This window comes from Streptomyces sp. NBC_00306 (genome assembly GCF_036169555.1).
GTDB classification, from domain to species: domain Bacteria; phylum Actinomycetota; class Actinomycetes; order Streptomycetales; family Streptomycetaceae; genus Streptomyces; species Streptomyces achmelvichensis.
In genome coordinates, this window is sequence record NZ_CP108032.1 from 8,200,456 (window position 1) to 8,223,490 (window position 23,035).

Annotated in this window: 20 protein-coding genes and 1 pseudogene; 15 read left to right on the forward strand and 6 right to left on the reverse strand. The window is 66.6% G+C overall.

What is annotated here, in order from left to right; all coding sequences use genetic code 11:
- Window positions 1–44 precede the first annotated feature (44 nt).
- Both OHA05_RS36770 and OHA05_RS36775 read left to right on the forward strand, forming a co-directional pair.
- Window positions 45–194 carry a hypothetical protein gene (locus OHA05_RS36770; RefSeq protein WP_328863072.1) on the forward strand — a complete coding sequence of 50 codons (150 nt, stop codon included), beginning with the start codon at window positions 45–47 and terminating at the stop codon, window positions 192–194.
- Window positions 195–419: 225 nt separating this feature from the next.
- Window positions 420–2,645: a haloacid dehalogenase-like hydrolase gene (locus OHA05_RS36775; protein WP_328863073.1), complete on the forward strand. Its 2,226-nt coding sequence runs from the start codon at window positions 420–422 to the stop codon at window positions 2,643–2,645.
- Here the strand turns inward: OHA05_RS36775 and OHA05_RS36780 are convergent.
- Window positions 2,629–2,871 (reverse strand): hypothetical protein, encoded by a 243-nt coding sequence (locus OHA05_RS36780; protein WP_328863074.1) that lies wholly within the window; start codon window positions 2,869–2,871, stop codon window positions 2,629–2,631. The two genes, OHA05_RS36775 and OHA05_RS36780, sit on opposite strands and share 17 nt — an antisense overlap.
- A gap of 230 nt (window positions 2,872–3,101) precedes the next feature.
- Between OHA05_RS36780 and OHA05_RS36785 the strand changes: the two genes are divergently transcribed.
- Window positions 3,102–3,404, forward strand: a complete 303-nt coding sequence (locus OHA05_RS36785) for an EF-hand domain-containing protein (protein WP_328863075.1) — start codon at window positions 3,102–3,104, stop codon at window positions 3,402–3,404.
- Here the strand turns inward: OHA05_RS36785 and OHA05_RS36790 are convergent.
- The gene (locus tag OHA05_RS36790) at window positions 3,401–4,522 is read right to left on the reverse strand and encodes an IS630 family transposase (RefSeq protein ID WP_328863002.1); all 1,122 of its coding nucleotides are present in this window, start codon (window positions 4,520–4,522) and stop codon (window positions 3,401–3,403) included. The genes OHA05_RS36785 and OHA05_RS36790 overlap by 4 nt on opposite strands.
- A gap of 240 nt (window positions 4,523–4,762) precedes the next feature.
- Complete coding sequence (locus tag OHA05_RS36795; RefSeq protein WP_328863076.1) at window positions 4,763–5,176, reverse strand: hypothetical protein; 414 nt, start codon at window positions 5,174–5,176, stop codon at window positions 4,763–4,765.
- Window positions 5,177–5,708: 532 nt separating this feature from the next.
- Here OHA05_RS36795 and OHA05_RS36800 point away from each other — a divergent pair.
- The 6 genes and pseudogenes from OHA05_RS36800 (at window position 5,709) to OHA05_RS36825 (ending at window position 10,207) form a co-directional block, all read left to right on the forward strand.
- Window positions 5,709–5,912, forward strand: coding sequence for a cold-shock protein (locus OHA05_RS36800; protein ID WP_189602413.1), 204 nt, complete (start codon window positions 5,709–5,711; stop codon window positions 5,910–5,912).
- A 522-nt stretch (window positions 5,913–6,434) separates the two neighbouring features.
- Window positions 6,435–6,800, forward strand: a complete 366-nt coding sequence (locus tag OHA05_RS36805) for a hypothetical protein (protein ID WP_328863077.1) — start codon at window positions 6,435–6,437, stop codon at window positions 6,798–6,800.
- A pseudogene (locus tag OHA05_RS36810) lies at window positions 6,797–7,053 on the forward strand (nucleotidyl transferase AbiEii/AbiGii toxin family protein); the annotation flags it as partial. The gene OHA05_RS36805 and the pseudogene OHA05_RS36810, both read left to right, overlap by 4 nt.
- A gap of 507 nt (window positions 7,054–7,560) precedes the next feature.
- Window positions 7,561–8,091, forward strand: coding sequence for a hypothetical protein (locus OHA05_RS36815; protein WP_328863078.1), 531 nt, complete (start codon window positions 7,561–7,563; stop codon window positions 8,089–8,091).
- Window positions 8,092–8,318: 227 nt separating this feature from the next.
- Entirely contained in the window at window positions 8,319–9,728 is a 1,410-nt protein-coding gene (locus tag OHA05_RS36820; RefSeq protein ID WP_328863079.1) for a matrixin family metalloprotease, read from the forward strand.
- 5 nt (window positions 9,729–9,733) lie between these two features.
- Window positions 9,734–10,207 (forward strand): HEAT repeat domain-containing protein, encoded by a 474-nt coding sequence (locus OHA05_RS36825; protein WP_328863080.1) that lies wholly within the window; start codon window positions 9,734–9,736, stop codon window positions 10,205–10,207.
- A 186-nt stretch (window positions 10,208–10,393) separates the two neighbouring features.
- Here OHA05_RS36825 and OHA05_RS36830 read toward each other — a convergent pair whose 3' ends face one another.
- Window positions 10,394–10,753 carry a hypothetical protein gene (locus tag OHA05_RS36830; protein WP_328863081.1) on the reverse strand — a complete coding sequence of 120 codons (360 nt, stop codon included), beginning with the start codon at window positions 10,751–10,753 and terminating at the stop codon, window positions 10,394–10,396.
- Between the two features lie 292 nt (window positions 10,754–11,045).
- Between OHA05_RS36830 and OHA05_RS36835 the strand changes: the two genes are divergently transcribed.
- From OHA05_RS36835 to OHA05_RS36845, 3 genes are all read left to right on the forward strand, one after another.
- Window positions 11,046–11,699, forward strand: coding sequence for a hypothetical protein (locus OHA05_RS36835; protein WP_328863082.1), 654 nt, complete (start codon window positions 11,046–11,048; stop codon window positions 11,697–11,699).
- Between the two features lie 319 nt (window positions 11,700–12,018).
- The gene (locus tag OHA05_RS36840) at window positions 12,019–12,198 is read left to right on the forward strand and encodes a hypothetical protein (protein WP_328863083.1); all 180 of its coding nucleotides are present in this window, start codon (window positions 12,019–12,021) and stop codon (window positions 12,196–12,198) included.
- 185 nt (window positions 12,199–12,383) lie between these two features.
- Window positions 12,384–12,704 (forward strand): helix-turn-helix domain-containing protein, encoded by a 321-nt coding sequence (locus OHA05_RS36845; protein ID WP_423247576.1) that lies wholly within the window; start codon window positions 12,384–12,386, stop codon window positions 12,702–12,704.
- A gap of 2,237 nt (window positions 12,705–14,941) precedes the next feature.
- On the opposite strand, the gene OHA05_RS36850 is transcribed toward OHA05_RS36845, so the two are convergent.
- Together OHA05_RS36850 and OHA05_RS36855 are read right to left on the reverse strand one after the other, a co-directional pair.
- On the reverse strand, window positions 14,942–17,359 hold the full coding sequence (locus tag OHA05_RS36850; RefSeq protein WP_328863085.1) for a helix-turn-helix transcriptional regulator: 2,418 nt from the start codon (window positions 17,357–17,359) through the stop codon (window positions 14,942–14,944).
- 829 nt (window positions 17,360–18,188) lie between these two features.
- Window positions 18,189–19,379 (reverse strand): MFS transporter, encoded by a 1,191-nt coding sequence (locus tag OHA05_RS36855; protein ID WP_328863086.1) that lies wholly within the window; start codon window positions 19,377–19,379, stop codon window positions 18,189–18,191.
- A 1,771-nt stretch (window positions 19,380–21,150) separates the two neighbouring features.
- Between OHA05_RS36855 and OHA05_RS38335 the strand changes: the two genes are divergently transcribed.
- The 3 genes from OHA05_RS38335 to OHA05_RS36865 are packed head-to-tail and all read left to right on the forward strand — an operon-like array spanning window position 21,151 to window position 22,395.
- A complete protein-coding gene (locus OHA05_RS38335) occupies window positions 21,151–21,483 on the forward strand; it encodes an AAA family ATPase (protein WP_443043866.1) in 333 nt (110 codons plus the stop codon).
- Window positions 21,371–21,823, forward strand: coding sequence for a hypothetical protein (locus OHA05_RS36860; RefSeq protein WP_328863087.1), 453 nt, complete (start codon window positions 21,371–21,373; stop codon window positions 21,821–21,823). The genes OHA05_RS38335 and OHA05_RS36860 overlap by 113 nt, the downstream gene beginning before the upstream one ends.
- On the forward strand, window positions 21,820–22,395 hold the full coding sequence (locus OHA05_RS36865; RefSeq protein WP_443043818.1) for an SDR family NAD(P)-dependent oxidoreductase: 576 nt from the start codon (window positions 21,820–21,822) through the stop codon (window positions 22,393–22,395). The genes OHA05_RS36860 and OHA05_RS36865 overlap by 4 nt, the downstream gene beginning before the upstream one ends.
- Window positions 22,396–23,035 lie beyond the last annotated feature (640 nt).

Below are 23,035 nucleotides of genomic sequence, written 5' to 3' on the forward strand. Positions count from 1 at the left end.
CTCAGGATCCACCGACGGCTCGCGCCCCTGTGCGCCACCGCACGGTGAGCAACGACGAGGAAGAAGCACAGTTGTGGCCCGGCTCCGGATTCGTCGCGATCCCTGACTCCCTGCACGGCGACTCGTACGACGGACACAAGTCGGGCCCCAACGCCGCAATCGCCCTGGAGACACCCCTGCGTGATTCCGGGTGACGGACGCATTGTCATCCCGGCCCAGATCATCGAGTCGATGCATCGGGCCATACCGTCGCGCTCTGCAACGCCCCAGTTCCTATCGGGAAAAGGGAACCGCAACGTCATCCGCAACACATAGCTTCGGCGCTCCCACGATCACAAAAGGTCGCGCTGGTGTCTTCGATCGGGTGACAGGGCGGGGGATTCGGCGTGGTGCGGTGACGTGCCCGCGAGGCTCGGAGCATGCATATCGCAGTGCTGGATGTGGACGGGACCCTGATCGCCGGCACGCTGGCCGGCCCGTTGCCTACGATGCTGGCCGAGGAAGGACTCGTTCCCCGCGATCGGCTCGAGCGGCTGCGCCGGGCACAGCTGACCTTGGATGCGGAGGAACCGCAGGCGGCGGCGCGGTTGAACGAGTTGTTCGCCGCGATGCTGACCGATGTGCCGTGCCGGGCGGTGTCCGTGGTGACGGCCCGGTTGTGGCAGCGGCAACGCGAGCGGCTGTTCGCCTTCGCCAGGCCGCTGACCGCGACGTTGCGGGAGGCCGGTTATGTGCCCCTGCTGATCTCGGGGGGCCCGCAGGAGATGCTGGCTCACCTTGCCCGTGAGCTGGGCGTGACTCTATACCGGGGCACGCAGTTCGAGGCGGTGGACGGGCTGTTCACCGGCCGGGTTGCCTCAACGGTCGCCGGCGGGAAGGACAGGGCTGCACAGGACTTGGTGGGCGCCGGGCACATCGACTGGCCGGGTTCGCTGGCGGTCGGCAACTCCCTGGGCGACGTCTCGTCGCTGAGCCGGGCCGGCCGGCCCGTGGCGTTCGAGCCGTCCCCCGCTCTCAGGATGCTGGCCCGCCACCATTCATGGCCCGTGTGTGACCGCACCAGCCTGCACACGTATCTGCGCGACCAGGCCACCCTGCCCCCATCTCCACCGGCCCCGGCCCGCGACCTGCCGCCGGCCCACCGCGCGGCCCTCGCACCGTCGGTGGGCAGCGCATCGAGGCGGCTGACCGAACGGCTGCTGGCCCAAGTGGGCGGCCAGGGCGCCATCACGGGCGAGTGCTGTAGCCGGGTCACCGAGTCGGCCCTGATGCTGACCCTGCTGCGCCGTCAAAAGACCCTGCCCGGTGTGCAGAACCGACTGCGCTCCTACCTGTCGCGCAGCCGTACGGCAGCGGACGCCTTCGATGCCGCGGTCATCGACGCCACCCTGAATGGCATCGCGCCGACGGACCGGTACCGGCTCATCGAGCAGACGTTTACCGGCGCCGCCCAGCACTCCTCCGACCGTAAGAAGCTCGCCCTGGAGGCGATCCTCGCCGTCGTGGGACCCGAGCCCTTCCACGTCGATGCCCCCTCCCACGCGTTCGAGCACCACAACGAGGCAACCTGGACCCGCCTGCGGCAAATCGCCATCCACCACCTGCACGTGCCGGAACCCGTCGCCCCGGAACTGACCACGCGCCTGCTACGGCTGACCGAACGCGGCCAGAGCAGCGGGATCATCGAGGGCAACGTGTTCGCGCACCTGTTCGCGCTGCTGTCGCTGCAGCGGACCGTGCCCGACCACCGGGTCATCCACGACGGCATCACGGCCCTGACCAAAGCCGTCCGCGACGACGGCGGCATGCCGTTCATCGCCGGCGAGGAGATCTTCTCCACCGCCACCGCAGGCCTCGCCCTGGCGCGCGCAGGCGCCGACCGGCAGGTACTGCTCGCGATGGGCGACTACCTCGCCGCACAGCAGGCCGACAACGGCGGCTGGGCATACGCCCAGGACGTCGTACAGACCGACGTGGACACCACCACCCACGTCCTGCCCTTCCTGCACACCCTCGACCCCGAGCGGTACCGGGCACACATTGCCCTCGCCCGGCAGTCGCTCACCACGCACCCGGGCCAGGACGGCGGGATGCCCACCTACCTGCCCGGACAGCCCTCCGAGCCGACCATGACCGCCAACACCCTCACCGCCTTGCACCCCTACCACTTCACCCACGCCCCCCTGCTGAAGCGGGCAACCGCCTACCTCCTCAACACGCAAAAACCCGACGGCACCTTCGAACGCAGCTGGAGCCTGAGCGAAGCCAACGCCATGCTCCGCGCCCTGAACGCCCTCACACTCGCCCACCGCCACAACCCCGCAAGCCATCAAGGACGCCTTGCCCCGGCCATCGCCTCCATCCACCAGCGCCTGCTCGTCACCGCCAACCCCGACGGCGGATGGGGCCAGACTCCCGGCGAAGACAGCGACCCGATGAGCACCGCCTACACCCTCACCGCCCTCGCCCCCACCCACCGCAACCACCCCACCGTCCACGCCGGCCTGCACTACCTGCTACGCCAGCAGAAACCCGACGGCGGATACACCTCGCCCTCCGACCAAGCCGCCCCCCGCCCGCTGCGCTACACCATCCCCGTCCTCGCCGACGTCTTCGTCCTCCTCGCCCTCACCCACCTCGCCTGACCCACCCCCCGAACGCAGAGAACTCCCGCTGCAGGTGGGAGAACTGGAACGCGTAGTTGAACGAGCGGGTCGAGGCATCGAGCAGCCGCCGGTACAGCCCCGCCCGGTCTTCCTTGCTGCCCAGCCGGGGAACGCCCGCGGGCCGGTAGCGCCCGATCAGCGCAGCGGTGACGCTGCCGGTGGCCTTGATGCCGGCAGCGGCGACATCCGACGTCGTGAAGGTCATGCCCGGTTCTGCCACCCGGCGGCTGGGCGGCTCGGACCGCCTGGCGCAGCGGCCCGTCCGCGTACTGCCGTTCCCACACCGCCCTGCCCGGGGACGGCGTTGCTCTGCCGCCGTCTTGCCCTGCCCCAGGCCGACCAGCCCCTCTTTCGGGGGACCCGCTGGCCGCGTTCACAACCCGGTCAGCGTGCGCGGCACATCCTGAGCCAGGTGACGCGTCGACCGCGTCCCTCGTGGCTGGTTCGTTCCGCCCGATTCGCACGCCGCTACTGATGGAGGAGCATATGAACGCCACTCAGCTTGACCAGGCATTCGCCGTCATCGACGCCGACAAGAACGGTTTCGTCACGTTGGCCGAGATCACGTCGGCGCTGGAGGGCCGTGGAATTCCGCATGATGCGGGCTCCATGGACACCGCCTTCCGTAAGCTCGACAGGGATGGCGACGGTCGGCTCTCCCAGGCCGAGTTTTCCGGCTTCCAGGAAGAGCCCTTCAAGTCGTCGTTCGCTCCCACTCTGGCCAAGCTTCTGGCCTAGTGCCCTGCGCCAGAGATCCGTTGGCAGAAGCGGGCGAGTGAATCGAGGATCTCTTCGGCTGTCTTGGTCCAAGTGAACGGGGTCGGGTTCTCGTTCCACTGTTTGACCCAGGCGCGGATGTCGGCTTCCAGGGAGCGCACACTCTTGTGGGCACCGCGGCGGATCTTCTGGTCTGCGAGGAAGCCGAACCATCGCTCCACCTGGTTGATCCAGGAGGAACCGGTGGGCGTGAAGTGCAGGTGGAACCGCGGGTGTTTGGCCAGCCACGTCTTGATGGCCGGGGTCTTGTGGGTGCCATAGTTGTCGCAGATCAGATGGACCTGAAGGTGCTCGGGGACCTCTTTGTCGATCTTGATGAGGAACTTCTTGAACTCCGCGGCCCGGTGCCGACGGTGCAGTGAGGTGATGACTTCGCCAGTCGCGACGTCAAAGGCCGCGAACAAGGTGGTCAGACCGTTGCGGACGTAATCGTGAGTGCGGCGCTCGGGCATGCCGGGCATCATCGGCAGCACAGGCTGAGAGCGATCCAAGGCCTGGATCTGAGACTTCTCGTCCACCGACAGCACCACCGCTCCTTCGGGCGGGTTGAAATACAGCCCCACCACGTCGTAGACCTTCTCCACGAACAGCGGATCGGTCGACAGCTTGAACGTGTCGCTCAAATGCGGCTTGAGCTGGAACCTGCGCCAGATCCGGCCCACCGTCGACTTCGACAAGCCACTGCGGTCCGCCATCGACGAACGCGACCAGTGAGTGGCGTTCTTCGGGATTTCCTCCAGCGTGCTGACCACGACCGCCTCCACCTGGTCCACGCTGATGGTGGGCGGCCGGCCCGGCCGAGGCTCATCCACCAGCCCGTCCAACCGTGCGGCCAAAAACCGGCGACGCCACTTGCGGACCGTGTCCGCCGCGATATGTAACTCGCGTGCCACCACGACAATCGGCGGCACGTCAGCACCATCACATGCCAACACGATGCGGGCCCGCAAGGCCACCGCCTGCGCGGATGACGCCCTACGAGCCCAACGCTCCAACACCACACGCTCATCAGGCGACAACAACAACGGTTCCAACTTCGGACCACGACGTGACACCGGCACATCCCCAGAAGCACTCATAAACGAATTAACGACGGATCTCTGGCGCAGGACACTAGCTGATCGCCGCCCGCCGGCACGGGCCCAACGGAGCCCGTGCCGACGGAGCGCTGTCCGACGTCACGCGGTAGGCGCAGGTCAAGCGCCGCCAGTCCAGAACGGGCTGCTTTGGGTAAGCGTTTGGGGAACGGTCACCGTGACCGTTCCCCAAACGGAAATGCCGAGGCCTGCGTGATACGGACCTCGTCGAGTGTGGCGAGGTCAGAGCACGGCGACGGTGAACGGCCTGTCTGCGGAGTTGCCGCTGCTGTCGCTCGTCACGATCGTGATGGTGTCGGTGGCGCTGCCGCAGTAGCCGTGGGGTCCGCCGATGGCGGTGATTTCGCCCCGGCTGTTGTTGATCGTCGCGACGATCGCCGCGCCGGCCAGGTTGATGTTGGAGTCCGTGACCTTGACGCAGTACACGCCTGCCTGGTTGGTGCCGGTGCCCCGGGTGACGGCGTCGACGTTCTTGGATCCGAGGAGCGAAGCGGTGCCGCTGACCTTTGCGGCGGCGCGGGCGTAGGGGGCGTCCATGTCGGCGGCCGCGGCAGTGCCGGACAGAACGGCCAGTGATGTCACGGCGCCGAGAGCGAGCGCGACGGCTCGGCTGGTACGGGAGGCAGAAATTCGCATGTGTCTGCTTCTTTCTCGGCCGCGAGCACGCTGTTGGGCCAGCGTCGGCCGGGGAGTCGGGATGGTCGTGCCGCCAGTCGATGGAGAAGGGAAACTCCCGACCGGCGTCACCGAATGAAGCCAAGTAGATGCAGTGAGTGACGAAACGGTGCTGCTCGCGCTGCTCCATACCAACGCGTGAAGCAGTCCCTCCCAAACATCAACAAGGAGCACCAACCGAACACTTCGCACTACCGGCGCTCCCCCCTTTTTGCTCCATCGCGCCTATCTGCTCTCGTGGCTGCTCAGGACAACGCACGGGCCGTAGCCGGCGGGCCGGAAACGGCCCGCGGCGCCGCGTCCGGGCAAGTGGGGGCTCGGATACGGCCGCGATCCCCGCCCACTGACCGGGCCGCGCCGGGCTCGGAGCGGCCCCAGCCTGCCAGCCCGCCCGACCCGGGGCCGGGGTTTTTGGCGTGGGGCGGTTGGGGAGTATCGGCGTGCAGCCGCGTGCGGATCACGTTCTCGGCGATGTCTTGCAAGGGGTTGGCGTATGGCTCAGGGAACTGTGAAGTGGTTTAACGGGGAGAAGGGCTTCGGTTTCATCTCTCCGGATGAGGGCGGTGCAGACGTCTTCGTTCACTTCAGCGCGATCCAGGGCTCCGGGTTCAGGAACCTGGAGGAGAACCAGCGGGTGGAGTTCGAGATCACCCAGGGACAACGCGGCCCGCAGGCCGACAAAGTGAGGGCCCTCTGACCTGCTGCGCCGACCGGCTGGAGTCGGTAGCTGGCTTTGAGGCTGCCTGAGAGTGTGATCTCGATGGTTCGCTTGAGTTTGTTGCCGTGGGTCCAGTCCAGCGCGCGGTCGTTTGGAGACGTCCGACGACGATGCCCGGGGCGATGCGGGCCTGGCGGGCAATGGCGGCGATCGGTGCGCAGTTGGGTGGTGTCTCGCGCGAACGCGGTGTCTGGGTGCCAGGTCTTCTCGTTGTGCGGGCTAGGCGGACGTCCATCCGCTCGCCCGCCTGGAGGCCCCGCTGCTCGTGGGGGCACGGGGCCTCCCGCGGTCGCGGACCCGCCCGGCACGGCAGGGGCCCGGCTGCCGGCCGGCCGGGCCCCCGCTTGTTGTCCCACGAAGTGTGCGGGAGGCCCTGGATCTGCATGGTCGACGGCTTCTGTACCTCGTGTGCCCGGTCCGGCAGGCCTTCGGCTCCCGAGACGGGTCCAGAAAGCGAGTCCGCCCTGCCATCCGTCCGGCGGGCACGGAATACTGGGCAGCATGGTTCAGCAGTCGTCTCTTGGTGACGGGTCCTCCGTCGCTGATGTGTTGCACGAGCGGTACGCGGGACGCCTTCCCGCCGCCTTGGAAGACCTTGCCGGGCCGGAGCACGGCTCGGTCGAGCTGCCGCTCCACATCGTCTGGTCAGGTCTGCGCACCTACGACCTCGACCGGCCCCGGCAGCGCATGGGCTTCTATCGGACCGTGCTCGCCGAAGGGCAGCGCGCCGACATCGCCCGCTTTTTGAACCGCGACCTGCTGCTCGCGCAGTGGCCTGTGATGAGGACCATGATCAGCAGGCATGTCCGCGAGGCGTGGGAAGCCGCGTTCCCCGAGCTCGAGCACCAGCCGTCCGCCGCCGCGTGAGAATCACCGGTCTTCATCGCCGACTTCTGGCAGACGTCCTCGCGATCGGTACCCCGTACCCGCTGGTGATCACCGGCGGGTACGCCGCCCAGGCCCACGGGCTGGTCGACCGGCTCAGTCAGGACATCGACCGACCGAGAACCCGGCCCCGATGTCGGCCATTGCCGATGATCTGGTCCGTGGCCTGGTCGAGCGCGGCTGGCAGGTCGACATCATCAGCGTCGACCCGCTGGCCGCTCGACTGATGGCAACCAGAGCTGACCGCGCTCCATAAGCGTCACACCGCGCCCGACGGCGCCCGCAGCGCTGCCTCCCATGCCGTCGGCGCAGAGGCACCGGCGCCATATGCCCGCCTCTTCGCCCTGTTCGTTTTCGAGTCCATGGCGACAAACCGTAAGAGCGCCCCCTGACAGTTCCGATGCGGGTCAAGGAACGCCTGCGGTGGCAGCGGCGTGACTGTAACGAGCGAATGACCCGGCTACGGATCGCGATGACCTTGCGCGATCCTGACGATGCCCTGTCCGCCTGCGCCATCTCGTCCTGCGGAGAGGCGAACGGAGTGGATCTGGAGCGGTTCGGTGGAGTGGCTGACGGGGGCGCTTGCGGAGCTGGGGCCCGAACCCGCACCACGAGCAGCGCTCGCGGCATCCTGGCGGCTTCGGGATAATGGTCGTGTCGGCGCCTCGCGCACGGCTTCCACTCACGTATTCCCGAGCGCCGCGCTGCTTCCCATCGCCATGCGGCACGAGAGGGAGGCGTCATGGCCAGCGGTGAATGCCTCACGGTGCACTTCAAGTCGCTCCTTCCCCTCGACACCACGATCACGACGTTCATCGACACCCAGTTCCACGACATGAGAGCCTTGTTCGCCGAGTCGAGCGTGCGGGTGAGCCGCGGCCACACCGAAGACCTGAGCGGCAACGCCTGGCGTTTCTTGGACGTGAATCCTGACAACCAGACCATCGTCGCCGACGAGAATGCGCTCTATGTGCTGCGCAGCAGTGGGGAAATCTGGATGTTCCAGGATTCCTTCCTCGGCAGCATCTGGCTGCCGCTGGACGCCCCGCCGTCGATCGTGCAGATTGCGGCCGGCGGCGGCCGACTGTACAGCCGGCGGGGCGACGGCAGCATCTTCCTGTACAGCGGAACTCCCAGCCTCTGGCTGCTGCTCGACGAGCACAGGGCGAACGCCGAGATCACCGCTGGCGACAGGGCTCTCTATCTGCGCTGTAGCAACGGGGCCGTCCGCGAGTTTCCCCACGGAGCGCCGATCCTTCCGGGCAGCTGGTAGCTGCTGGACAGCAATCCCGCGACCACGCGCATCACAGCCACCGAGGAAGACCGTACCAACTGCACAACACCGGCGCCATCTGGCAGTACGCGGGCACACCGACGGTATGGAGCAAGATCGCCGGCAACTCACCGACGGTTGACATCACGGCCGCCGACGGGCACGTGTACCAACGGCTGAACGCCCGCCGACTCAGCCGATTCCCCACGCTTCTGGGCTGGACGCAGGTGGACAACAATCCCGGCACAGTGCAGATCGCGGCGACCGCCGGGAACGCCTACCAGCGCCGCGGGGACGGCTCCATCTGGAAATACACCGGGACCCTCGACGTGTGGGAGGAACTGGACACCGACTCGGCCCTTGAGTCGATAGCCGCAGGCGGTGGAAGTCTCTACAAGCTCCGCAACGACGGCTCCCTCTTCAAGGCCGGCAGTCTGGCGCACCTGCTCGCATTCGACGCCGGGACATGCGAAACGGGATTCGGGACCACGGATCAGGACGAACTCTACGGCTACCGTGATGGTGCCGGCCCGGCCGATGTGGTGATCTACATCGTCCGGTCCATCATGACCGACACCGGCCCCCTGTCCGGATGCGCACAGCAGCTTCCGTTCCATCAGCCAGGTCTGGTGGTCGAATCGACTGCTCCGGACTGGGTCATTGCCCACGAGGTAGGACACGTGCTGGGCCTGGATCACGTGGCCGACACGGACGCCCTGATGGACGGCAGCAGCGCCCTGTTCACGAACCCGCCGCCAAATGTCGCCTCGACCGAATCGGTCAGCATGATCGGCAGCAAACTGACGAGCCCGTGCGGCGACTGGACGCTGCTGGACTGGAACGCGTCCACCAGCAACATCACGGCCAGCACCACCGATCTGTACCAACTGCGCGCCGATGGTTCGGTATGGCGGTACATCGGACCCCCCATCACCGGCTGGACGAAGCTCGACAGTAGCTCGGCAGGTGCGCAGCAGCTCGCGGCAGATGCCGGAAGGCTCTTCCTGTTGTCCGGCGACGGCAATGTCTACGAGACCTTCGACTTCGTCTTCACCTCGCATTCGAAACCGCTGGACGACGCCGCGCGGACCTTGCAGATCGCGGCGAGTGGCGGCCAGCTCTACCAGCGATCGAACGACGGCTCCGTCCTGCGCTACTCCGGCACTCCACTGATCTGGGAGGCCCTGGACGTCAACCCACCTGCCGGAAGCCTCTCCCAGAACGCCGAGATCGTGGCCGACGGCACTCTGCTCTACAAGCGTGACACCGGAGGTCGCATGTACCGGTACGAGGGAACGTCCCCGGGCGGCTGGCTGATACTCGCGGACAAGGACACCATCGCGATCGCGGCAGGCGGCGGCAACCTGTACCAACTGCGGGGCGCCGCCGGCGTCTGGCAGTACACCGGCACCCCCCTTACCGGCTGGAAGCAGCTGGACAACAATCCGGCCACCCGCGACATCATCGCGGTCGGCGCCGACTTGTTCCAACGGCATGTCGACGGCAACCTGTTCCAGCACACGGGCGGCACCAGCTGGGCAGCCCTCGACGACAGCCCTGCCACGGTCCAGTTCGTCGCCGCCGGCGGCCGTTTGTACCAGCGGCACATCGCCGGCTTCATCTGGAAGAAGCTCTGACTACCGTGACGCTCTCCGAGAACGAACTGAGGCAGAGGTTGGGTGCCATCGAACCCACCACGGCCACCTATGCGGGTATCGGTCCGGGCGAAGTGGATGCGCTGCGGACACTGCTCGGCGACAAGGAGGCACGGCTGGCCGCCCGCGCCGTGCATGCCCTCGGCCTCATCGACTCCGAACCGGCGCACGAAACCCTCTTGGCCACGCCCCGCGACCCTCGTCCCGAAGTACGGCCCTCACTCGCCCATGTGGCGGAGCGCCTGCCGGTCGATCTTTCTGACCAGGTCCTCGCCGAGCTGCTGAACGATCCGGACATCGGCGTGCGCAAATTCGCTATCAGGTCGGTCGGCCCGCGCAACGCGGAGGCACTGCGGGCGAAGCTGGAGCAGCTGTCCCACGCGGACGAGAGCCAGGGACTGCGCCGGCTTGTCTACGAGCGACTCCGCAGCAGCGGGGGCGGTCAGGTAAACAGCACGTGACGAGATGAGGCAACCCACCACATCTACGGCCTTGGTACTGGTGAGCTCGCGTAATCAACTGTCGCGTATTCGCAGCCGTAGGAAGCCTGGTGGTGACTGTTCGTAGTTCTGGACGGATGCGGCTGGAGGATTGGGGAGCTTCTGCCGCGGCAGGTCAGGAACTTGGCGAGCACGTGTCGATGACGATCATCTTCTCCAGCGTGTACCTGTCCAGGTCCGGATGGTGCTCTTGCTGGCCTGCGCGGATGCGGTGGAAGCGGAAGGTCCCGTTGGTGGTACTCGCGTGACGACGCATCGGATCTGGAGTGGAGGTTCGACTGAACGGCCGAGATGGCAGATGTGCAAGGCCAGCGTGAGGCCCTGGGCCAGCAGTAGCCTTTGATCGGCCTCGGCGATGACGGGCTCGCCGTCATCCAGGACGTCGACGGTCACGGGTACGAAATCCTCAAGGTGGAAGCTGTTGACGCTGCACTCCCACGCGGTGAGGTCGATGAAGCCTCCGGGTCCGGTGTCGCCCAGGTGACGGGCGGTATCGGTCAGCACCACGGCGTCCCCGTGAAGAGCGATGCCGTTGGCTGTGAGATCACGGAGGCGAGCTGTCAGTCCCTGTGGTGGCTGTGTCGGTGCGAGTCCTGTCCATGCGTTGAGGAGGGCCGCGCTGCGTCGTTCATCTGCACTGTAAGCACGTGGGCAAGGATCCCTCAGGGGCTCAGCCCGCTGCAGTCCTCGCCCGCACTCTCGGCATCGACATCACGGTCGCCGTCAAATGGCAGCGAGCCGCCGCCGGAGACTGGGCCTCCTACGCCGCCGATGTTAGCCGCCGTGTCCCGGAGAACCAATGAAGCTACCCATCACCATCCACCAAGCACGCCTCGGAACCACGGAGTTCAAGGTCATCCGACCCGCTCGGCCCCTGGTTCACGCCGTGCTCATCGATCACGACCGGCACCTGGATACCTACCTCGATCAGGACGCAGCCCAGCGAATCGGCGGGCTATGGACACTCGCGCCTCTTCACCGCGTTCGCTGGTCCACCTGCCGATGCGGGGGCACCGTGGCCCCTCCCCACGGGCTCCCAGAAGACGGCACACGACAGCTTGATCTCGTGCTGCTGCACCACTCGCTCCAGTTCGCCCCCTCACGCTGGAAGGAAGTACGAGGACGGCTCGGCCCAGGACGTCCGCAGACCGTGACGCTGTCCGGCCCAGGACACACCGACGAAGCCGTGATTGATCACGAGGCACGGCACTACCGGGAGAACCGGGATCTGTTTCACCAGCATCTCCACGCCGAGACCCTGTTCATGACCGGCAGCGCGAAGGTGTTCAGGGACACCGCCCGGCACTTCTTCGACGTCGCCCCAAACGGCCCAGGATACGTCCCCGTCCATCCGAGCTACTCGCGCTTCTGCACCGAGCTTCACTCCAACGACGGCATTCTCGGTGACGCGCGCGAGATTCACATCGAGTACTGCGACCAGTGGGACGCATGACCCCGACCGACAGGACCCCGCCGACCATGACGTTCAACGATCACCTCCAGCATCTCGTCGAGAGGGCCCTCGCATCCATCCCGGCCGCCGACGCCGGCGACATCTACGCTGTCTCCTTCCTCATCGACAACGAGGACGACGACCCTCGTCAGCCGACCTTGACGATCGGCTACAACACTGAAACTCAGGCCCGACGCAGCATCCAGGACGCCTCTGACCAGGCAGAAGCCCGCTGGAACTACGCTTTCTGGATCCAGAACGAGCTGACTGTGGTCGGCGACCTGACCAGCGACCCCGCCGGGGCCACAGCTCGCCAGAAGTGGATCACCGAACTCGGACTTGGTATGACGAGCCGACCGACCTCGCCGACTGGGATTCACTCATCGGGCCACTCGCCGCGCAGATCGAGGCCCGCTTCAGCCAGACCTGCTGCCAGCCCGAGGCCGCCAACCCGCCCGTTCTCGCCGATGAGTTCACCTCATGGGTCCGCAATGGCTGAGGCATTCGGACAGTTCCAATACCCGACTCCACCATTACATGTGCCGCCGAGCGGATCGAGGAGCAGTGGGCGCAGGCCAACGCCCGCGTCGGTGTACGGCTGCTGGGGGCGGCTGGTGGGTCGGACGGGATCGGGGGTGGGGCGCGGTGCGGTGGGAGCTGCGGTTGAGGGCGGCTGAGCGGGGTGTGTTCAAGGCGGTCGAGATGCGCCGGCTGCTGGCTGCGGCGGGGCTGCACGTCAGCGCGGGGAAGATGTCGGCGCTGTGGTCGGGTACGCCGGTGTCGGTGCGGCTGGATGACGTGGAGGTGCTGTGCCGGGTGCTGGGATGCGACGCGGCCGGGCTCCTGGTCCTGGATCAGCCGCCGTCCGGGAGTGCCACGCAGCCTGCCGGGCCGGCGTCGGGTGCCATGACCCCGCCAGCGCCGGCTCTGCCGTGGGCCCTCGAGGGAGCGGGGCCGGGAGACGGGGTGACGAGGTCTGTGCGGCCGTCGCTGCCGCCGGTATGAGCCGCACATCGCGCTCCGTCGCCGGGCCCTGTCGCCACTGAACACGGCGCTGCGGCGCGCTCTGAGTACTGGCGCTGCGCGGCGCCGTGGCTGACCTTCTGCCCGGCGGGCCGAGGGCTGTGGACGAGAGGGGAAGTTGATGCAGTCTCACGGCACCGGCGTGTCCGGGGTATTGGGCGGTGCGGGCAGGTCTGCGCCTGCCGGCAGCGGCGGCGGGGTGATCGCTGTCGAAGAGGTGGCGCGGGGCGGGCGGCCGCCTGCGGTGTGTGCAGGATGCGGGGTGCGGCCGGTGGCGTACCGGGTGCTGCGGGTTGATGTTTGTTTCGCGTGTCTGCCCGGGGGGGCCGCATGTTCCGCCGCCGTGCACGGTGTGCGGCAGGACCGGCTTCTTCTACCACCAGGGCCTGTGCACCGCCTGTCACCCCTTCTCGCCCGAGCGGCGCGATGCCTGTCCGGACTGCTTCGCGTGGGGCACCAGCCGTCGATCGGGGTGGTAGTGCTGGGGATGTCGGAGCTGGCGCAAGAGGTTCCGCGACACCGGGCCGGGCGGGCCGTGCCGGTGGTGCCGGCGCACGGTTACGGTCAACCCTGATGCGGTGTGCCAGCTGTGCTGGCTGCAGCGTGCCCGGCTGCGCCGCACTACGGGCGACAGGACAGTGTCCTATGCCCAGGCTCTTCACAGCGGCTGAATCCAGTTGTCCTTTGCGGGCGGCGGCCCGCAGGAACGCCGCCCGGAGCCGCGCCGCCCTCATGAACGCCGTCTCGGCCGGGCAGGTCGACTGCCGGGCCGTCACGCTGCTGTCGCGGTGGTGGCGCCGATGGTGCACCGCCAGCTCACTCTCTTTACCTCGCCGCCGCGCGACATTGCGGCCGCCCTGCACGGCGCGGCAGCAGCCCCGGCTTCTGACAGTCCGCGGGATCCGGCCGTGTCCGCGTGGCTCGGCCGGCAGTTGACCGACTGGGCATCGTCCCATGGCTGGTCCAGGGGCACCCTGGGGCGGGCCCGTTCGGGTCTGCGCATGCTGCTGGCGGTCCAGGACACCGCCGGCGCCCCCATCCCGGCGACGTGGATCGAGCAGCTCGCCCCATTCCACCTGCCCGCACGTCTGCTGCACGAGTTCCTCGCCGCCCACAGCTTTGTCGACGACGACCGCACCCCGGCCATCGAATCCTTCTCACCCGCGGCGGCTGACTCACCGCACCTTCACCCCGGCCTGGACGCCAGCGGCCGCGGCACCGGACCGGAGCACACCCCTCGCCGACGACATCCACGACCGCGCGGACCGACTGGTTCCTCGGAAGAGCACGAGTACATCCTCGACGAGGTTCGATTGAGGAGCTCTCATCTCGACCTGGGAGGTGTGCCGGCCCCGCGCTTGCCTGGATGGACGCGCGAGCCCTTGGCCGTGCCGACGGCAGCTGTTCCGGGTGCTCGGGGCTCATGCTGCCGGATCGTCGGAGTCCGTCCCTCTGCCCGATCCTCCGTGCAGGGTCCACTGTCTCGGGCGGGGTCCGTCGGCGTGGCTCCCGGCGCGAGAACGGAGAGCCGGTGAACACTCCGGCGGCGGCTCTTTCCACAGGTCGCTACGCCTCCGGCGGGCGCGGGCCGCCACGGAACACCCGCGTCCGAAGCCGGCACCGCACGCCGTCGCTCAGCAGTTGCCGGGGCCGGACGAGCGGCCGCCCGCCTCGTCCCTCGTCGACAACAACGGCTCCAGCAGCGCCCCTTCATCCGCGAGATCTTCTTGCGCCGCGGTCCGCGATCATCCACTCTTTCCCATGCCCCTTCGGCCCACGGCCAAAGTGGCCCGGGAATGTCGGCCTGCGGGCGCAGGTGGGCGCCCAGGGGGAGGGGCTCGCCGCCGTCCGCTGTTACTGAGCACGCCTGTGCGCCGCCGGGCCGGCTGGTGATCACCTACGGTGGGGCGCCAATGAGCGGGCGGGAGCAACACCGGGGCATTGCTCCCGCCCGCCTGTGATTAGGCAGACTCCGTGGGGAGACCTGCCTCGACCCAGTCCTGGATTCCCTCGCGGTACTTCCGAACGTTGGGTGGCGCACCGGTGACAACCGCTTCGCCTCGGCGCGCGACGAACTCCGCGGCACCCTCGGTTCCGTGGACCTGGAGCCGGTCGCTGGATGTGCCGCAGCTGCGGACGCGGCACGGGCCGTGTCCCGGCGTGGAGTGGGCGCTGCTACAGCGACACACAGTTTTGTGAATGGGACGCCTTCGTGCGCTTCACAAGCCGCGTTCGTGAATCAAGTGACGCAACGCCCGGCGGCTCGTGACCCCTAGCTTTCGATAAACTCGATACAGGTGATTGTCCACGGTGCGCACGGATATTACGAGCTGCTCCGCGATCTCCCTGTTCGAGTGCCCGGCTGATGCCTGGAGTGCAACCTCCCTCTCTCTACGACTCAGAGGGACGACTTCATCCATCATGTGGAGCAGATGCGTCGGTGCTCCGTCGTACTGACTCCGAACCTGCGCCCAGCGCCTGCTCGCTGCGGAAGCAGGTCGAGGCTCTCGCCTTCGGCGGTATTCTCGGGAGGCACTCGCCCACGCCTCAGCAGCATAAAGAGGCGCACGGTTCTCTTCAAACTCCGCGGCACACTGGGCCAGCGCATCCGGGTCGCGGTTCGCCGCCGCCATGGCGAATCTGATACGAACCTTGTCGATAGCGCCCTGTACACCGTCCACCCATTCACCGAAGAACATTGCGGCGTCCTCTGCACGGTCAATTCTGGTCAGAGCGTGGATGACATCGGCCAGCTCCCCATAGGCGCCTTCTGAGAGAGCTGTCTCCCCAGCCTTCCGTAGAAGGCGAACGGCGGTGTCGACGTGACCACGGTGCATATCGAGCATCGCAGAAGCAAGCTTCACCTCGACCCGGCAGGATCCGTCGTCTGAGGGCTCCGGCAACCGCTTTGCGGCTGTCTCGACCAGTCCCTCGTCCCCGCAGTGGAGCGCCGCACAGACGGCGCCCGCCGCTGCAACCTGGCGGACGATCAGGAGATCGTCCTCGCATGCGGCAGCGAACAGCCGGTACGCCTCTCCGACTCTCCCTTGATCAAGAAGGGTGCGTGCCAGAAACACTCCCGCACGATTTGCCAGAGCCCAGTTCCGCGCGTCGGCCGCATCACGTATGAACGAGCGCAGTTCCTGCTGGGCTTCGTCCACTTCCCCCGCGACCGCGCGGGCGTAGGAAACGAGCACTGCCAAGTTGAGCGCGTCGTAGTCCAGTACGTCTTCGCCCCCCAACGTCCGCGCCGCCCTTGCAAGCCTGGGTGCCAGCTCTATGCAGTCGAGGGGGCGCCCCATGCTCAGGAGAGCTACCAGCGCTGCTGATCCCGCCATCGCCACGTGCGTCGGGTCGTCACTACAGAGGATGGACTCGGCGCGCTTCCATGACTCACTCGGCCTCCCCGCCATCATGTCGGCGATGGCCGCGTCCACGTCGGGACCGTCACTGACCTCAGCTGTTACGACTACCGGCCCCTCGCCCTTCGGGCGCGATGGCACAGTGCCGCGAACGAGATCCATCCTCCCCAGACTCTTCAGCGCAACAGCGATGTCGTCTGGCCCTCCGATCTCGACCACCTTTTCCAGGAGCGACTCCGCTGCCGTGCGCAACCCGCGATGCGTCATGATTCTGGCAAGGGTCAAACCGGCCCTGGGAGTCCCGTGCTGTGTCCAAGCGCTCTCCGCAAGACGCGATGCGAAGCGCCAATCATGCGCCCACCACGCCCTCCTGCACGCCTCGAGAATCTCCGCTTCCGGCAGCCTCTCTCCCAGCTCGAGTCGCCAGTCCGTGATGTTGAGGAATGCGGCCCCCCGTGCCAGCGGATGAGCGCTGAGTGCGTGAATGAGGAGATCCAGAATCCTGCGCCGGCGAAGAACCGGCAGCTCCTCCACGGCCACGGAGGAAGCGATCTTGTCGGACACGCTGAGCCAGATTTCCAGGCTTCGATCTGAAACAGATACGAGGCCGCGGTCCTCAAGGTGCTCCCAGGTGGAGATGCCGACAATGCGGGTAGCGACTCCCAAAGGAAGCTCGTGCGCGACACTCAGCACTTCGAGACCCCACCGTTCCTCCGACGACAGAGGCTGCAGGACTGGATGGAGAAGCTCGGCCAAGCGCGCCGAATAGAAGTTCTCATCGGTGTCCATCCAGACGCCCGTTGTATTCTTGAGGGTCCCCTCTTCGAGTGCGCATGAGACAAGTTCTCGCAAGGCGACCAGATTTCCATCAGCGAGCATCGCGAGTCGTGCCGCAGTCATCGGAGCCAGTGGCTGACGCAACATCGACTCCGCTACCTCCGCCACCTCCTCCTCCCCCAGGGGAGGGATGGCCAGGCGCGCGAGCCAACCCTCCTTCCAGAGAGCCAGAACAGTGTCGTTGCATGCCTGCCCCTCGCAGGTGACAACCACCAGCTTGGCCTCTCTCTTGCGTGCGAGCTGCAGGAGGACCGCCGAAGACTGCTCGTCCAGCAGGTGCGCATCGTCCACACAGATGAGCACAGACCCGTTGCGCCGAGTAGCAGCCAGCGCCGCTGCAGCGGCTGCCGCAGTAGAGGGCGCCTCCATCCCGGCATCGACCATTGCAGATGCCAGCCCGGCCATCGGCACTCTCTCGTGAGCGGCGTCGGTGCGCACGTGTACAACGGACAGGCCGCGCGCCCGACCCGCGTCAACGACGTCCCGCACCAGACGGGTCTTACCTACACCGGTCCTCCCTGCCAGCACGACGCCCCCCCACTGCGAGCCACGCAGGATGGAGCCGAGGTTCTGGGTGACCTGGGCACGTCCGATCATGGGCGGGTTCGGCAGTGCATGACGAAGGGGGAACGCATGATCGCTGCCTTCCAGAATCACCTGGTCATCACGCGCGGTACTCAAAACGTCCTCCCTGCGGCCGTGCTGGCTTACTTCGAACGGGCGGAGAACCCTTCGGCGAGGGCAGTGACCCGCGGACGAGATGTCTTAAAACTCTCTGTCCCGATTACATTCGATCGTCGGGGGCTGGGACATCAGGGTTCTCCCCCTAGATCGCGTGACACCCCCCTAGGTGGGCTCAAGGTCCGCAGGCCGGGCAGACGCCACCTGCTGGCTCCTCGGCATCGACTCGCCTATAGAACGATGCCGGGTCCTGAGTGAGAGGTACCTTGGCAAGCGCACGTGTGGGGACGTCGGCCGCGGAAGCATCGCCCGGCGGCGGAGATGCAAGCCGACTCCCGGCCACCATCTTCGGGGCGGTAATGAATCCTCGTCCCACTCGTGGGGGGCTCCGTCGGCCGCGCCGGAATGGAGTGTGCGGGCAGGGCCCGGCGCCATGTGGCTCCGGAGCAATACCACCGGGCCGCTCAGTGCCGGCGACGCAGTCTCCTTTTCTGGCGTCGGCCGTCGGGCATCCGCCACGGCCGAAGGCCAGCGGGCCTCCCAGCTGCGCCTTCCCCGGAAGAGTCGCCGTCGGCTCGAACGATTCCTACAGTCGAGCAGCATCGGGGGCCTTGAGCCTACCGGCGCCGATACCGGCAATCACGCCCGCGAGAAGCCCGGCTGCTATCGGTACGACAAAAGCTGAGTGCGCATCGAAGGAATCAACTGCCCAACCGCCGATCGCCGCTCCACTTGCCAGACCCACGTTGATCCCGGATGTGGCCCACGTGAGACCCTCCGTCAGCGACTCGGCCGGCATCAAGCCCTCCACCAAGGCCATCGCAATGATGAGCACCGGGGCGATGGCCAAACCCGCAACAAAGATGGTGAAGGCCAACGGGCCGAGTGAGCTTGTCACCAACAGCGGAGCCAGAAGAGCGGGCATGGAGAATACACAGTAGAGAAACTGCTTGCTGAGAGAAGCTTTCCATTCAAATGCACCGAAAAGGAGCCCGCCAACGCATCCGCCGACGGCGTTGAGTGCCAGGAGATAGCTGGCAGCAGACCTACTTCCCTCACTCTCGGCGAAAGCCACCGTGACCACCTCAGTAGATCCAAAGATCGCGCCGACAGCCATCAGGGCAGGAACTACTACATGCAACGCCGAGAATCGTATCGCCGACCTTCCCGCCGCTGCTCGCGCCTTCACCTTGGGCTCGCTGCTGCGCTGGATCACGAGGGCCGAAGTCCCTACGAACGAAAGTGCAACGGCACCGAGTACGCCGGCTTCAGGGAAGAAGGACGTTGCTAGCGTGATCGCCAGCAGCGGCCCGACTATATAAACGACCTCATCGACCACGGCCTCGAAAGAGTACGCCGTTTGAATACGTTTGTCCCCTGCGTAGATTTCCGCCCACCGCGCCCGTACCAGCGAGCCCACGCTTGGCAACACTCCTGCGAGGGCAGCGCATAGGAACAGGGGCCAAACGGGATACCGTGCGCCTGCCAACCACAAAAGAGCGACAAGGCCGGAAGACGATACAAGCAGAGCCGGCACGGTGACTGCTCGTTGACCGCGGCGATCGATGGCACGACCGACAAGCGGACCCAGCACGGCCGTAGCGAAGGCGTAGACGGCGGCGACCGCGCCGGCCAGGCTGTAGGAGCCGCGGGTTTCGGCCAGCATCACGACGACTCCGATGCCCACCATGGACATGGGGAGGCGGGCGACGAACCCGGCGGCAGAAAACTGCCGGGTACCGGGCTCCCTGAAGATCTGGCGGTACCTCGACAACACCTGGCCTCCGGAGACTTACGAGCGCGCGGCGTGTGCGAAGCATGATTCGTCAGCCGTCCTTGCCCTCCCAGCTTAGGGACGGAGCGTGTCTCCGAATGAGCAAAAGCTACTCACACATTGCCGGTATCCGGGCAGGTAGCTTCGGCCGCCGCCCTGTCGATGGTCGTTGAGAGCCGAGCTGCACAAAGCTTCAGCCGACGTCCTTGAGACCCCTTGCCTGATCCGGAGGGGTGAGGTTGCGTCGGTCAGCGCTCACCAGAAGGAGCGCTGCCGGAACCCACGCACAGCCGCGGAGACGGACAAGGACCTCCTATCCTCGTCGCCCGCACTCAGCCACCAGGTGCTGGTCTCCCACTCCACCCGGCGGTCAGCTGGCTCCGGCACCAGCGCTCGTCTGCCACCTCGGCGATCCACGTCAAGAGCACCACGGCGGTGTACCCGCATGGCCGGTGGCTCCAGGATCCGCCTGTAAGAAGCGACGCCTCAGGAGCAGTCCCGTGTCGGGTTGTCATGTGTGATGGCGCAAGCGAGGAGGGCTCCCTGCCGGGTTCCGTACTTGGCCTCCAGGGCATCGCGATAGCCCTTCCACTGGGCCTGGGTATCCAGAATGGCTGACCGCACGGCTCGATCGAAGTTGGCCGATACGCGGCCTCGAGGGGTGGCCGGATTCGAGGTGGTCCCGGTAAGCGGGTCGATTACTCCATGGTCTTTGTTGAGGACGTCGTGTGTTACACCACCACCGCAACCCCACGGGAACAAAGAAAAGCATCCCGTGCTCAATGGCGCAGGGATGCTCGCAGCTGTTGGAGCACTTCCTACAAGGTTCATGAAGGGTGCCGGCACCGAGCGCGCCAGCCCCGGTGGGTTATTGATGCCGACGGTCCTGCTCGGGTCGGAGGAGTCTGACCAGTTGCTGTGGGAGTAGAAATCCTGTGTGCCGTGCAGAGCGCGCCCGAGACCTTCAATGGCGTTGCATTTTCCCCGGCCGGATATGCTGAGCGTAAATGTGCACGTCGAGTGCAGGTCGACTTCGTCCGGATCAAGTCTTCCAGCGTTCAGCATGTCTTCGGCGGCGACGACCCCCTCCGAAAGATTGGCCCTAAGGTGTTGTATGCATTCCAGGAGGGACGCTGTAGCTTGTGTGCGCGTTCGCGGGTAGCCAGGAGCGTTGAGGTAGTCGGCACCGTCGCAATGCGCCGCCTCGGTCAGTGTTTGATCGGAGTCCGGCGCCCCTACTGCGCCGAAGGTCCCGGACCTGCCCGACAGCTGAGTCAGCGATGAGGGCTGGAAGCAGGCGTTGGCCGGTTCGCCGCCTCTGCAGGCCAGAGCTGCCCTGGCTATCTTCTCGTGCTCGGCGGACTGGCCAAGTCCATTGATTGTTCCGAATCCCTCGACTGGCGGAGGCTGTGCCTCGGTTCTCAGTGCCGGACTGAAATCTGCTGCGGACGCGGTAAAGTCGGACCCCAGTGTGACAAGCGATACGAGTATTCCGGCCAGAGGTAGGAGCAGAAGCCGGAAACGGCTCTTCTTCATGTCTTTCCTTCGATATCAAGTGCTGTAGGGGATTTAGCTCTGAGGGCCTTCTGCGGTCGGCGAAAGCGTCCGTCGAGTTCTGTTCGGCAATTCGAGCCGTACGCGATGACAGGCCATACTGCCACCAGCTCGCAGATGTGGCATGAGCATCCGCTACTCATATGCAGACGTACGAACACACGCGCTTGAGGGGTCGGCTTGTGTTGTGCAACAGTTCGTGGAGAGTCAAACTCGGCTCATGCGGAACTGGACGCTCGTCGAACGGGATGCCGAGCAGGCTGCCCTGCAGAGCCAGTTGGACACACTCGCCGCCTCGGCCGGAGGACTGACAGTAGTTGAGGGGCCGGCCGGCATTGGTAAGTCTCGCCTCCTGGCCGAAGCTCCTTCGATGGCAACGAGGAAGCGTTTCCGTGTCCTCACTGCGAAGGGGTCCGTGCTGGAGCAGGGGTTTGCCTTCGGTGCCGTCAGGCAACTCCTGGGAGCCCGAGCTGCGTGGTGCGCTGCCAGAGCGCGTCGCCCAGTGGCTGTCCGGTTCCGCAGCGCCCGCAAAGAACCTCCTGGGAGGGCTTGAAGGGGCTCTCGAGGCTGAGAGTGAGTCATCGGCCCTGTACGCACTGGCGTGGCTCATCACCAACATGAGCAACGACCGCCCGATCCTTGCTGTTGTGGATGACATGCAATGGCTCGATGCGCCGTCCCTCAAACTTCTCCTGCAGGTCATTCCCGATCTGAGCGATATACCGGTCCTCTTCATCGTTGGCGTGAGAACGAGTGACGTCTCGCATGGCGGTCGGCTCGTCGAGCTGGTTCTGTCCTCCGCCTCGAAGCGCACGGACCTGAATCCTCTGTCGCAGGGCGCGGCGAACGAGGTTCTTGCCGCAGAGTTCGGTACGCCCGTCGATTCGGAATGACGGACATCCTGGTCGCCAACGGGGCGCTCCCCGCCACGGGCGACCTCCTGGACTACACGGACGACCAGCTCGACCGCGCCCTCGACGTGAACCTGCGGGCCCCGGTCCAGCTCTGCTGGCTGCTCGCGCGGCCCATGGTGGAGCGGGGGTGGGGGCACATCGTGCTGGTCGGATCCATCTCTGAGAAGGCGGCGACCAGGTCGACCTCCCTCTACGACGCCACCAAGTTCGGACTGCGCGGGTTCGCCCTGGCCCTGCGCCAGGAACTCAGGGGAACGGGCGTGGGGGTGACCCTCGTCCAGCCCGGTTTTGTCCGCGACGCGGGGATGTTCGCGGCGACGGGCGCGACCCCGCCGAACGGGATCCGGACCGTGACGCCCGGCCAGGTCGCCGACGGCGTGGTCCGAGCCATCCGGCGTGACCGCTGCGAGGTGAACGTCGCGCCGCTGGAACTGCGGCTGCTCAGCGCCATCGCCGGGCAGTTCCCCGGTTTCGCCGAGCGCATCCAGGCCCGTGCGGACGTCGAGGGGTCCGTACGCCAGATCGTCGATACCCAGCGCTCGCTCCGCTAGAGCCTGTCTCATTGACCGGTGAGTGACCCGTAATGAGGCTGGCTAGGCGCTCCGATGGGCTGGCCTGAGAAATCTGTCTCGGCGTCGAAGCCGGGCGGGCGGCCACCGGATCGGCCTCGCCGCAGACGGTGGCCGAACTGGCCGGCGGGCTGCGGGCGGCGACCATCGCCCCCCATTGCTCCGAAAGCACCGTGGAGCCTCGAACCCGCCAAAGGCTGTGACGACCAAGCGACGGAGAAGTGCCCGCAAACCGTCGAGACCACCCAGCTGCGCGCCTGTCTTCGAGTGTGGTCGGCCGGGTGGCAGTCAAGGCCGGGCCGGTTGCTGAGTCTGCCTCACCCGTTGGTGCGAGCTCCGGCGCCCTTCGGCCGGCTCCTCGTCGGTCGCGCCGACAGGCGAACGCGCTGCCGCGAAACGATGTGTGACGCTGAGCTGCGGGAAACGACTGTTCAGCGCCAAGCGGCGGCTTGTTGGCGGGCACTCGGGCGCGCCGGAGCGGCGTCGACGACGTGCAGGACCCCGGTACGGGCAAGCGAGGAGAATATGGCTGCCTCGACGGAATGGCCCTCAGCCCCGCTGCGGCAACGAGCAGCCACGTTACTGTTCGTGAAGAGCTTTCAGATGGGGTGCAGCAGGGGCG